This window comes from Collinsella sp. AF33-16 (assembly GCF_003475325.1).
GTDB lineage: Bacteria > Actinomycetota > Coriobacteriia > Coriobacteriales > Coriobacteriaceae > Collinsella.
Genome location: NZ_QRQC01000019.1, coordinates 17,514 through 30,413, shown reverse-complemented (window position 1 = coordinate 30,413; position 12,900 = coordinate 17,514). Strand labels below are relative to the sequence as shown.

Genomic DNA, 12,900 nt, shown 5'->3' with positions numbered 1-12,900 from the left:
CTGAATGGATGGGTGTCGTTGCTGGGAGCGCAGGCGTTACTGGTGATGATCACTTTGGGACTGGAATTTCCGCCTGCTAGCAAAAAGGCCTCCTGAGCTGCTGCTCAGGAGGCCTTTCGTTCAATCGCAAGCGAACGCACTAGTTATTCGCGGTCAGACGCTCGACGTCGTGGGCGATCATGTATTCCTCGTCGGTGGGGATGACCATGACCGTGACGGCGGAACCGGCGGCGCTGATGACCTGCGGACCGTTGCCCACGGCCTCGCGGTTCTTGTTGTTGTCGATGCGCACGCCCAGCCACTCGAAGCAGTCGCAGAAGGCCTTGCGGATCGACCAGTCATTCTCGCCGATGCCGGCGGTAAAGGTAATGGTGTCGACGCCCGCCATGGAAGCGATCATGGAGCCGGCCTGCTGCATGGCCTTGTAGGCGAACATATCGAAGGCGAGCAGGCAGCGCTCGTCGCCCTCGGAGGCGCGCGTACGGATGTCACGGGCGTCGTTGGAGATGCCCGAGATGGCAAGCAGACCAGACTGCTTGTTCATCATGTCATCGACTTCCTGGTAGCTGTAGCCGCCCTCGCGCTGCAGGTAGCACACGGTAGCCGGGTCAATGGAACCACAACGGGTGCCCATCATCAGGCCGTCGAGCGGCGTGAGGCCCATCGTGGTATCGCGGCATACACCGTCCTCGATGGCGGCAAGCGAGGCGCCGTTGCCCAAATGGCACGAGAGCAGGCGGTGGCAGCGCGAGCCCAGGATCTCCTTGGCCATCATCCACTCATAGCGGTGACTCGTGCCGTGGGCACCGTACTTGCGCACGTGGTACTTGTCGCACACGTCCTTGGGCAGCGCGTAGGTGTAGGCGACCTCGGGCATGGTCATGTGGAACGAGGTGTCGAAGACGGCCACGTTGGGCAGCTCCGGATACTTCTCGCGGCAATATTCGATTGCCGCGGCCTCGCCGTAATTGTGCAGCGGGGCGAGCGGAGCAACCTCGAGGATCTTAGCCATGACCTCATCGTCGACGACCGCGGAATCATCGAAGTGCCAGCCACCCTGAACGATACGGTGGCCGATGCCATCGATCGTAAAGTCGGTCTTCTCGAGCTCCTCGAGCACGCGCGCAATGGCGCAGCGATGATCGGGAAAAGGAATCTCCTCGGTCTGCTTGGCACCACCGTTCTCGGAGTGGCCAAAGATGCCCATGTCCGAGCCGATACGCTCGCAGTTGCCCTTGGCGAAAACCTCGCGGGTATCGGTATCCAAAAGCTGATATTTAAGGCTCGAGCTGCCGGCGTTGACAACAAGTACGTTCATGAGACTCCTTTGCAGTGCGATACGGTCGGCGCAGACCCCTTAAGGCGGCCGCATGTTAATAAGAAGTTATCACAACTTGATAAATAGCTATCAGGCATATCGCTCAACGAGACGAAAGAGGGGCTGAACGGCGCTCGGTCGTCCAGCCCCTCCCCTCTTGCAATTACTTGCCGTTGACGATGCGCTCGACGTCGGAAGCGATCATGAACTCCTCGTCCGTGGGGATGACGAAAATCTTGACCTTGGAATCCTTGGCAGACAGGCACCAAGCGCCGTCACCACGCAGGGCGTTGCGGGCATGATCCATCTTGACGCCCATAAAGGCCAGGCGGTCGGCAACGCCGGCGCGGACGGCCGGAGCGTGCTCGCCGATGCCGGCGGTAAAGACCAGGGTGTCCATACCGCACATAGAAGTGGCCATCTCGGCAGCCTTGGCGGCAATCTTGTAGACGAACATATCGAAGGCGAGCTGAGCCTCGGGGTCGCCAGCGGCAGCGAGCTCCTCGACATTGCGGCAATCGTTGGTCTTGCCACCGGTCACAGCCAAAAGGCCGGACTTCTTGTTCATCATCTCGTCAACCTCGTCGAAGGTGTAGCCGCCCTCGCGCTGCAGGTAGCACACGGTAGCCGGGTCGATGGAGCCACAGCGGGTGCCCATCATGACGCCGTCAAGCGGGGTGAGACCCATGGTGGTGTCCATGCACTTGCCGTCCTCGATGGCGCACAGGGAGGCACCGGAACCGATGTGGCACACGACGACCTTGCGGGCCCCGCCGTTGGTCATCTCGGCGACCTTCTTGGAGATGTAGCGGTAGCTGGTGCCGTGGGCGCCGTACTTACGAATGTGCAGCTTGTCGCAAACATCCTTGGGCAGAGCGTAAGTCTTGGCGACCTCGGGCATGTTGAAGTGGAAAGCGGTGTCATAGACCGTGACGTTGGGCAGGTCGGGATACTGCTCCAGGCAGTACTCGATAACGTTGGCCTCGGGGTTATTGTGCAGCGGGGCGAGCGGAGCAACCTCGCGGATCTTGGCGAGGACGTCCTCGTCGACGAGGGAGGAATCACCGAAGTACCAACCGCCCTGAACGATACGGTGGCCGATACCCTCGATCTTGACGCCGTTGGCCTCGAGGTCCTTCAGGACGACCTCGATGGCGACCTTGTGGTCGGGGAACTCGATGTTCTCGGTCACCTTCTTGGAGCCGTTGGCAGCGTGGGTGAAGGTACCGCCGGTAAAACAGACGCGCTCGCAGGAGCCCTTTGCGGACACCTTGTGGGACTTGGTATCGATGACCTGATACTTAAGGGTCGAAGATCCTGCGTTGACGACCAGAACGTTCATGTGTCTCCCTACTAACAGGCGGTGTGGCGCCGCCAGGTTACATACGCTTCAATAATAAACCCAAACGCCCTCGCGCTCGGGTTTATTGCGTTGATATATAAGTTATCGGTGCCCAAATACTCATGACCTTTGGCTTGTAAGACGAAATAGCGCGGGGATATACACAAGGGAAGAAATCCCGAGCGCGACAAGCAATACGACTCGAATGCCCGCAACGCTACTCAACACAGCGTTGAGCAGATAGAAAAGAACGGCACCCACCGCCACCATCTGGCTTTGAACCGAAATCAGTGAACAGCGCATCGAAGAATCGGCTGCCTTTTGAAAAATTGAGTATTTAATTGGAGCAAATAACGAGTACGCAACCGTCTGCAGCACATAGAACACGGGCAGCAAATTAGCCGGAGTAAGGGGGATCAAAAACAAAGCTGTCAATACTAAGCGAACGATGCCGCAAATACGCGCAAAGCGGCCCTTGTCGACATGAGCAATCGCACAGGGCACAATAAGTCCCATGGAGGCCGAGGCAAGGAGCTGGACCGCAATGGTCACACCCGAAGCGACGGCATTCATTCCGCGACCCGCAAGCAGCAGTGAGAAAAAGTCTTCCAGGGCGACAAAAGCAAATGCCTGAGAACAGTCCATGATGAACGCTGAACGAAGAATGCCATTACCCGCAATAGCGGTACCGATCATCTTCGGGCTAATCCCATGTTCAGGTGTCGTCGCAGTGCCTCCTCTTCGCATTTCAGGAATGCAGACAACGACAACCAACGTCAACACCATTGCGATGATATCTGCCGAAAGACCAATGAGATATGCACCGACGGACGAAATGAAACCGCCCACGCAAGCGGAGATGGCATAAGAGGCATAGAAAACAAATCGCTCAACGACATTAAGTCTTACGAGCTGGTCCTGAGAGACGCTGTCAATGTAAATCGCTTCGATGGATCCGCTCACACACGCAACGGCAAAACCCTTGAGAGCGAACGCACCGATTAAAAGCAGGGGAGAACGGACGAGAAGCAGGGCGGCGTAGTATCCAAGCATTCCCACGACGCCAACGAGACCGCTTGTCTTTCGTCCAAACCTATCAGCAATATAGCCAGTGGGAACTTCAAGGATGAACTTGCTCACTTGATATGCAATCATCATGCTAGAAATCGCCACCATCGAGAATCCGACGAATTCAAGGTAAACCGTCAGAAAATACAAAATGGTGCTAAAGTTCGACAGAAAAACGAACGTCATATAAAGCAAAACCGTACGGTTTTTCATGCTCCGCCCTCCAAGAGTCAGCAATCTAAATCGGAATCTTGGAAAAGCATGAGGGCAAAGCTGTCAGCTATGTGTTACAAGGCGTCAATAATCACTTGATGCCTCGAAGCCAATTAATCTCACGAAGCAAGATGACGCAATAGGTGCAGAAAAACCGTCTGGTGTCGATCAGTCCAGGAATTTTGCCGATAGCAAAAGTAGATAGGCAAGGTTACATCACGCGAACCTTCAATGGAGCACTCGCTCACTTCCAATACATCTGATGCGAGAGAAGAGCCAGAAAAACTCAATATCAATCCCCCGGCTTGAAGAAACTCAGTCTGCGCCCTGTTTCCGTATTCAACATCACGGAAGCGAAAATTGACGAGCTGGGCTTCGGGACATTGATTGATTGCATTGAGACAGGGTGACAAATTAATGGGAACAGCGAGCCTGCCGCCCAGTAACTCGCGAATGGTCATGGCGCCCACAGATTGATGACCCGCTGGGCATGAAAGAACCTTGAGCTCCTTTTCACCCAAATATTTTGAAGAAAGGACGCTGTCCCGTGGTTCCTCGAATGAGATAGCCGCATCCGAAATGCCAAGCACAAGTGATTCAAAGCATGTAGCCGTTGGCTGATGCCACACATCAAGGTGAATCTGAGGGTGCGAGCGTTCAAACGAGTCATACCAGCTTTCGGCAAAAAGGCGCCCCCGCCCATGAAGGCAGGGGGCGTAAAGACGAAAGTGGCCATCGGGCGAAACGCCGCCGCCCCTCGATTGAACGTACTTTTTGAGATCGTCGACTTGTGCCAGGATCATACGTGCGCGACGTGCGAGCTCTCTGCCCGCCGGAGACAAAACAGCCTCCCCCGCCGATCGGTCGAGCAAAACAATCTGATACTCAGATTCCAACTTTTTGATTGCCGACGAAACGGCCTGCGGACTCACATGAACGGCGCGAGCTGCTTTGCGCACGCCGCCATAGTTCGCTACCGCTTGAAGGTATTCGAGTTGAGAAAGCTGCATAGATTACTCCAAAGGCAGCCAAGTCGACGGGCTACGCGTCCTCAGATGAGGTTCTCGCCCAGGTTTTTGCCGCCGAGGACGTGCATGTGGAAGTGCATGACGGTCTGGCCGGCGTTGACGCCCTTGTTGGAGATGACGCGGAAACCGTCCTCCAGACCCTTGGCCTTGGCGACCTCCTGGATGGCGTGAGCTATGGCGCCCATGGTCTCGGCGGGTACGTTGTCGGCGATGTCGCTGTAGTGCTTCTTAGGGATCACGAGCGTGTGGACCGGCGCCTGCGGGTTGAGGTCGTCGAAGGCGATGACCTGGTCGTCCTCATAGACAACGGTCGAGGGGATCTCGTGGTTGGCAATTTTACAGAAGATGCAATCGCACATAGCTGGTTCCTTTCTTACAGACCAAGGTAATTATATTTGGTCGAGATGCTTAGAACGAAAGGTTATCATCGGTGTTGGCGGCCTCGCCGTCGGCGAGCACATCGTTGCCGTCGACGTCCTTAAGGAGCACCGAGACCTTCTGCTCGGCATCGGACAGGCGGGTGCGCAGGCTTTTGAGGAGCTCGACGCCGCGGGTGTAGCTCTCGAGCGACTCCTCAAGCTCCATATCGCCCGACTCCAGGCTGCGGATGATGAGCTCCAGCTCCTGCGAGGCCTGCTTGTACGTAAGCTGCTCGACCGGGGTCTTCTCTGCCATATCTGTTTCCTTTCCTAAGGGTCTATCACTGCGAAACGCGGTCTACTCGACCGTATCGACCGTTGCTGCCACGTTGCCGTCTGCCATGCGCACGCGAATGGCGTCGCCAGGCTTAAAGGTCTTGGCACTCGTAGCCACACCATCATCGCTGTACGCGATGGAATAGCCGCGAGCAAGCACTTTGAGCGGCGACAGGGCATCGAGCGACGCTGCCGCACGGCTCAGGTCGGACGCTGGCTTGCTGAGCATCGTGCGCCCTTGATGCTCTAGGCGGGAACTCGCAAGCGTGAGCGCATGGCGCTTACCATCGAGCCCCGAGGTGCTTGTAATCAGACGCTCGGGCAAGCGCTCAAAGTTGGAGCGGAATGTCCCGACCGAGCGTACTATGGCGCCCGACAGGCGATCGGCAGTCAGTGCAAGCTCCGATTCGCGACGCTCGACCATAAATGTGGGGTCGTTGAGGCACGGGCGACACGCAGCGGCATCGAGCGCATCACCCAAGCGAGCCGTATAGGTATCCCAGGCACGGCGACCGCGCTGATCGAGCATCTCCAGGTCGACCTGGGCCGACCCAATCATCGATGCCATCGCGGCACCCAGACGCTGATGGCGCGCCTCGAGCACATCGGCCAACTCCGTCATAGCCGGCGCCACCGATTCTGCCGCCGCCGTGGGCGTGGAGGCGCGTCGGTCGCTCACCATGTCGCAAATCGAGGTATCGGGCTCATGGCCAATGCCGGTCACCACGGGCACAGGACAAGCCGCCACCGCGCGGGCAAGCTCCTCGTCATTAAAGGTCATGAGGTCCTCAAAGGAGCCGCCGCCGCGCACCAGCAAAATACAGTCGGGCGCCGGCGTAATGGAAGCGGCGCGGCGCAAGCCATCAATGAGCTCGGCCGGCGCACCCTCGCCTTGAACCTTGGCGCCCACGCAGACAAGCTCGACGAGCGGGTTGCGACGGCGCAGCGTACGCTTGACGTCGTCGATTACCGCACCGGAAAGCGAGGTGACGACCGCCACGCGTGAGCAAAACACCGGGATGCGGCGTTTGCGGGACTCGTCCATCAGTCCCTCGCGGCGTAGCTTTTCGGCCAACTGCGCCACCTGTTGACGCAGCAGACCCTCCCCCGCCAGCGAAAACGAGCGAGCGACAAAGCTCATGCGGCCCGTGGCCTTATAGAGATTGAAGCTGCCCTTAAAGCTCACCTGCATGCCGTCACGCAGATCGAAGGTACGCTTGAGATAGGCGCCCTTCCAGATGATGCAGTCGACGGCGGCCGAGTCGTCTTTAATCTGGAAGTAGCAGTGGCCGCTTCGGGCATTGGGACCACGGAAACCCGTGACCTCGCCCAGGACACTCAGCTGCGGAATGGCATCGAGCGCACCGGCGGCGATCTCTACCGCCTGGCTCACGCTGAGCTCTTTACGCTCTTGCTCGTCCGAACCGTCGAACTCGGCGGAAACGCTATTGCCGGTTAGATTCCAGCCTGCCACGCAGCCTCCTTTCGTCATCGTGCACAAAGGCTCTGGCCCTGCGCAAATTCAAGTCCAACACATAGTACAGCGCCGCGGGGACACAAATTCCCGCGGCGCCCAGCGACCCAATTTGTTATCGGTTGGAGTTTCTGTTGTAGCGAGCCATAAGATAGAGCAGCTGAATAATCGAGGTGAGCGCCGCAGCCACATAGGTAAGCGCGGCGGCCGTCAGCACCTTCTTGGCACCGTTGACCTGCTTGGAGCTCATGCCCGACTGCTCGATGTACGCCACGGCGCGGCGGCTGGCATCAATCTCGACCGGCAGCGTAACGAGCTGGAACAGCACGCTAAACGAGAAGAAGATCAGCGCGATGGTCGTGAGTCCCGCGATGTTCATAAACAGGCCCATGAGCAGCACGATGGTCCAGGTGTTCTGGGTAAAGTTGACGACCGGCACGAGGGCGGTACGTACCTTCATCATGGCATAGCCGCTTTGACGCTGCGCGGCATGGCCTGCCTCGTGACAAGCGACAGCAACGCTTGCGACCGAGCCGCCCGAACGGTTGGAATCCGACAGATACAGGTTATTGTCCTGCGGGTTGTAATGGTCGGTAAGCTCACCAGCGACGCCCTTGATACCCACGGCATTGCAGCCGTTGGCGTCGAGCATGCGGCGAGCGACCGTGGCACCCGTGTCGCCGTCCGAGCGAACCTTGGACCACGTCTTGTACGTCGAATTGATATAGCTCTGCGCAGCAAGGCCAAGCACCGTGCAGACAAGAACAACCAGCAGGTACAGCGGGTCGATGCCAAAGCCATATCCATAGTAATAGGGCATGCGAATTCCTCCAAATCGAGTTACACGTTGGAGGCATTCTACCCACTCGCCCAGCAGGCAAGTCAGCATCGATGTTTAGGCATTGTCAGCGAAAACGGCCGAGAGCGAGCAAGGTGACGTGAAAGAGAAGCGACGCGTACTTTGGTACGCGAGCGACGATTGAACGTCAGATTGCTCGCTCTCGGCCGTTTGCAGCGTCGAGCTGTTACGCGGTTTGGTAAAACCGCGTAACTATATACCTATAACAACTCAATCTTTCCGTCCTTCACGGTGAGCCCCATATTGCCGGAAAGCAGATCGTCCAGGCGCGAACCCACAAGCTCAAAACGCCAGCCTTCGCGCAGGGGGCTTTGCTCAGGATGCTCGATGTAATCGGCCAGGTCATCGCGCGAGGCAATGACCGAGGTCGCCACCCCCGAGCGCTCGGCAACCAGGCGGATGAGCGCATACATCAGGTCCGTCACGCTCTCCAGCTCCGGCGAGATCTGACGGTGTCCGCGCACCATGAGCGGCAGGCGATCGTGCGGGCAGCTCGCGCCGCGCTTGATGGCCATGAGCGCACCGTCCACGTCGCGCTCCCCCAGCTGGTCGGTACCGCGAATGCTACGGAACTCCTCAACGCGGACGGGATTGCGCTTAACGAGCGCAAGCAGCGTGTCGTCGGACATGACCCACTTGCGCGGGATGTTACGGCGCTCGGCGCGGTCCTCGCGCCAGGCGGCGAGCTCGCGCGCGATACCCAGCTGGTGACGGCTGCACGAATTGATGCGCTTGACCTTGCGGAACGCCTCGTGGCGATCGGCGCGATAGTGCGACTCGTCAGCCAGCGGGCGCAACTCGTCGAGTACCCAGTCCACGCGGCCCAGCTCGCGCAGACGGCTCATCATCTCGGTATAGGCGACGATCAGGTACTTGACGTCATCGATCGCGTACTCAATCTGCTTATCGGTCAGCGGGCGACGCGACCAGTCGGTCAGCGACTCAGTCTTGGGCAGCGAGACGCCGCAAAACGTCTGCACGAGCGCGCCGTAGGAAATCTGCTGGCGCTCGCCTAAAAAGGCGGCGGCCACCTGCGTGTCAAAAATCGGACGCGGCAACACGCCTACGGTATGAAGCATAACTTCCATGTCCTGCGAGCAAGCATGGAACACCTTGGTCACGCTCTCGTCGGCCATGAGTTCGGCCAAGGGAGACAGGTCGTCGATCACCAGCGGATCAACCGCGACGCTCTCGGCAGGAGTGGCAATCTGGACCAGGCACAGGCGCGGATGGAACGTGCGCTCGCGCAAAAACTCGGTATCGACGGCAATCGTGTCAAACTCACGGGCGCGCTGACAAAAGTCGAGTAGAGCCTGATGTGTGGAAATGTACATATCAACCCATCGAATAAGGTTAGGCCCGAAAAACACGGGTAGGATATCGGCATTGCCTTACAACTATACTCGGTTAGTCACAGAACGGGAACGTAAGTATGCGCTGCCTTATCATCCACAACCCGGCATCGGGCCCCAGCTCAGATGAAATCTACGCATTCACGCACGCCCTCGCGCAGGGCGGCGACGAGGTCGTGATGCGTTTTATCGGCGATGGCATGGAACCCGAAGACGCCGTGGCAGACGTGCGCGAGTTTGATCGCGTGGTGATTTCGGGCGGCGACGGCACCGTCTCCAACGTACTCGACCAAATGCGCGGATGCGGCGTCCCCACGCTCGTCTTCCCCTCCGGCACAGCCTGCCTGTTCTTTAACAACATCGGTAATGCCCCCGAGGCAGCGGCACTTGCCAAGGCCTGCCGCGCCGGTCGCACGGTCAAAGTGGACATGGGCGAGCTCTTTTGGCTCGACGAGAACGGCAACGAGAAGCGCCACGGCTTTATCATCATCGCCGGCTCGGGCTTCGACGCCGAGATCATGATGAAGGCCGCCCCCACCAAAAACGACATCGGCGAGATCGCCTACTTCCTCTCCGCGCTCGCCACGCCCAACCCCACGGTGGCGCACTTTACCATCGAGCATGACGGCATTGTCGAGGAGCTCGATGGCATCTGCTGCATGGCCGGCAACACCTCGGTCATCCAAAACGACATCAACCTGTTCCCCGATTGCCGCATGAACGACGGCATGGTCGACATCGCGGTCATCGAACCCGTGCGCACCGTTCAGCTGCTGCCTACTGTGATCACCGCTGCGCTTGACCCCGCCGGTAAGGTACTCGGGCGCCCACAGTTCAAGATCATCCAGACCAAGGAAGCCAAGATCACCTGCACCCCGTCACTGGGCATGCAGTTCGATGGCGAGATTATCTCCAGCAATTCGGGCGTCTTTGGAGCCCGCGCGCTTCCGCAATGCCTCGACCTCATCGTCGACGAATTCTCCCCGCTCGGAAAATAGGAGGACCCTATGAACGACAATCCCCTGATCGGCTTTATTGTCATCGTCTTGGCCATGCTCGTCGGTTACGCCATCAACGTGATTCACCGCCGAAAGAAGTAAATCCACATTGGTATGATATTCATCCAGTTATCGACTCTCCCGCTGTTTATGCATTTGCCAAACAGCGGGGGATTTTCATTTCGGGCATTCCCAGCTACTTTATTCGTCTACAGTAATTGCAGGGCGTCTTTATTAAAGTAAAGCTACAAACTGAGTACAATTAACCGCTCATCGCATATTTCATCACGCTTATCGAGTAGGTTTCTTTCATAGATGAATATTGTTTCCAATTCGTTACGCTAATGGGGTGTCTTTATTGGCTGAAGCCCTCTGGCGACAGAGGGCTTTCGCACGCTGGGAGGGAAAATGAGGAAAACTCACCCCGTCAACGCGCTCAAGAAGCTAGGCATAGGCCTCGCCTTTGGAGCTGCAACCATCATGTCCATGCCGACCTCTGCGCTCGCCTGCACGCAGATGTACATGGGCAAAGACCTAACAGCCGACGGCAACACGTACTACGGCCGCGCCGAGGACTTTGGCAAGCGCTATCTCAAGCACTTCGGCATCGAACCCTCACATGGTCCCGGCCATATCTACGGCTCAGACGAGTCCGAATTCGCATACACCTCGCCCAATACCACGTATCGCTATAGTTACGTGCGCGACCATCCTTCGCAGTGGCACGGACGCTGGGATGCCTACTCCGAAGCGGGCATCAATGAGAAAGGTGTATCCTGCTCCGCCACGCTGACCACATACATGAATGCAGACGCTAAGGCGGCTGATCCCCTTACCGACACTGGCATTGGCGAGTATAGCTACGGCAGCGTCATCTTGGGCGAAAGCGCTACGGCACGTGAGGGTGTCGAGCTCCTCGGCAAAATCATCGACGAGCAGGGCGCCTGCGGCAACGATCAGCTCATCATCGCCGATAACAACGAGACCTGGCTGTTCGCCGCGCTTTCCGGCCACCAGTGGATAGCCATGAAGCTCACCGATGACGTCGCGTCGCTCAACCCCAACATCGGCAACCTCAACTACAAGGTCAATCTCAACGACGGTGCAAACTGCCTCCACTCCGAGGGCATCGAGTCCATGCCCGTGGAAAAGGGCTTTGCTAAGTACTTTGACGATGGCCAGTTCGACGTTGCCCAGACCTATGGTGAAGAAATTAGCGAAAAGGCCATGCATTCTTGGACACGCTATGTCCAGGGCCGTGCCTACTTCGACGCACCGCTTGCCGAGGGCACCGACTATGAAATCAAAAAGGACACCAGTAAAAAACCGCGCGCTAAAGTTGGCGCTATGGTAAATGAAATGCAGCCGCTATTCTTCCAACCCGGTAAGTCCAACTGGAACACCTTTGAGATGATTCGCGCGTTTGGCAACCGTGGCGAGAAGGTTCCCGGCCTCAACGCAAACACCGACGGCGCCTACGCCATCGGCACCGAAACCAACACCGAGATCAACCTCTTCCAGATTCGTCGCGGCCTTGATCCCGAAGTCGCTACCATCCAGTGGGAGATGCTCTCCCGCGCCGCGTACTCCGTCGCCATCCCCTTCTACTCCGCTCTGATGACTGAGGTCAGCCCGTACTTCAGCGATCAGACCGTCTCCTTCGATCACTGCGATGAGGCAGACATCGTAAACAACGAGGAGCCGGAGAACTCCATCAACTACGTCCTCATGGACATCAGCACTCTCTGCTTTGAAAACCCTGACACCCTTGGCGTCGGTGTCCGCGCCTACCTCGACGCGCTCCAGAATGAGCTCATCGAGCAGAACAAGGAAGTTGACGCCGCCATGCTGGCCGAAACGACCACCGAGGGCCGCACCGCCCTGGCCAACAAGGCCGGCAATGCTGCTACCGAGAACACCTACAAGAAGTGCAAGGCTCTGCTCCAGGAGATGCGCGCCTATCAGAAGGCAGGAAACTTTGACCAGCCCTTCACCCCGAGCGACCTGAATACCGAGACCAACGGCCTCAAGGAGTCCATCACCTACGCCAAGGACGCCCTTGCCACCGACCCGGTCACCCCGGATCAGCCCGGCACTCCCGAGCAGCCCGGTACCCCCGAGCAGCCCGCTAAGCCCGAGCAGCCCACCACCAAGCCCGAGAAGCCTGGCAAGTCGGACACCACGACCACGGTAACCACCAACAAGACGAACACCAAGGGCGGCCTGCCCACCACCGGTGATCGTTTTGATGGCCGCGTGGTGGCTGCATTCGCCATCACTGGCGTTGCCGTCATCTCCGCGGGCGGTTACTTCCTCTACCGTCGCAATAAGGAGTAACGTCTTAGCTGAGCGGGCAAGGCAGCAATGGCAGCCTCGCCCGCTCAGCCCGCTCTTTTGACCGGCGGGAAACCCGCCTGAAATCTTTTTAAAAAAGATTTCCCCGCACACACTTCGCTGTGCTATAGTGCAGCGCAACAGCAACTAGGTGCGACCGCGCCACGGCATCACGAAAGGAGCCACCAACATGAAGAACACGATGAAGTCTCTCAACAA

General features: G+C 58.0%; 11 protein-coding genes. 2 read left to right on the top strand and 9 right to left on the bottom strand.

The features are described 5' to 3' along the window. Positions 1-139: 139 nt before the first annotated feature. From DWZ52_RS07955 to rnd, 9 genes are all read right to left on the bottom strand, one after another. Positions 140-1,318 carry an acetate/propionate family kinase gene (locus DWZ52_RS07955; RefSeq protein WP_117564386.1) on the bottom strand — a complete coding sequence of 393 codons (1,179 nt, stop codon included), beginning with the start codon at positions 1,316-1,318 and terminating at the stop codon, positions 140-142. 163 nt (positions 1,319-1,481) lie between these two features. Beyond that, positions 1,482-2,660: an acetate/propionate family kinase gene (locus DWZ52_RS07950; RefSeq protein ID WP_117583927.1), complete on the bottom strand. Its 1,179-nt coding sequence runs from the start codon at positions 2,658-2,660 to the stop codon at positions 1,482-1,484. A gap of 120 nt (positions 2,661-2,780) precedes the next feature. Beyond that, entirely contained in the window at positions 2,781-3,941 is a 1,161-nt protein-coding gene (locus DWZ52_RS07945) for an MFS transporter (RefSeq protein WP_118385277.1), read from the bottom strand. Positions 3,942-4,060: 119 nt separating this feature from the next. After that, a complete protein-coding gene (locus DWZ52_RS07940) occupies positions 4,061-4,951 on the bottom strand; it encodes a LysR family transcriptional regulator (RefSeq protein ID WP_118094537.1) in 891 nt (296 codons plus the stop codon). Between the two features lie 41 nt (positions 4,952-4,992). Continuing rightward, entirely contained in the window at positions 4,993-5,328 is a 336-nt protein-coding gene (locus DWZ52_RS07935) for a histidine triad nucleotide-binding protein (RefSeq protein WP_117564389.1), read from the bottom strand. A 49-nt stretch (positions 5,329-5,377) separates the two neighbouring features. Then, positions 5,378-5,644, bottom strand: a complete 267-nt coding sequence (gene xseB, locus DWZ52_RS07930) for an exodeoxyribonuclease VII small subunit (RefSeq protein ID WP_006234311.1) — start codon at positions 5,642-5,644, stop codon at positions 5,378-5,380. A 42-nt stretch (positions 5,645-5,686) separates the two neighbouring features. Continuing rightward, the gene (gene xseA / locus DWZ52_RS07925; RefSeq protein WP_370448280.1) at positions 5,687-7,138 is read right to left on the bottom strand and encodes an exodeoxyribonuclease VII large subunit; all 1,452 of its coding nucleotides are present in this window, start codon (positions 7,136-7,138) and stop codon (positions 5,687-5,689) included. Between the two features lie 115 nt (positions 7,139-7,253). Continuing rightward, positions 7,254-7,958, bottom strand: a complete 705-nt coding sequence (locus DWZ52_RS07920) for a zinc metallopeptidase (RefSeq protein ID WP_089573079.1) — start codon at positions 7,956-7,958, stop codon at positions 7,254-7,256. A 239-nt stretch (positions 7,959-8,197) separates the two neighbouring features. Continuing rightward, positions 8,198-9,331 carry a ribonuclease D gene (gene rnd, locus DWZ52_RS07915; RefSeq protein WP_118385276.1) on the bottom strand — a complete coding sequence of 378 codons (1,134 nt, stop codon included), beginning with the start codon at positions 9,329-9,331 and terminating at the stop codon, positions 8,198-8,200. A gap of 98 nt (positions 9,332-9,429) precedes the next feature. Here rnd and DWZ52_RS07910 point away from each other — a divergent pair, with 98 nt between their 5' ends. Next, complete coding sequence (locus DWZ52_RS07910) at positions 9,430-10,347, top strand: diacylglycerol kinase family protein (RefSeq protein WP_117637502.1); 918 nt, start codon at positions 9,430-9,432, stop codon at positions 10,345-10,347. 408 nt (positions 10,348-10,755) lie between these two features. Further along, entirely contained in the window at positions 10,756-12,684 is a 1,929-nt protein-coding gene (locus tag DWZ52_RS10270) for a C69 family dipeptidase (protein ID WP_118385275.1), read from the top strand. Positions 12,685-12,900: the final 216 nt, after the last annotated feature.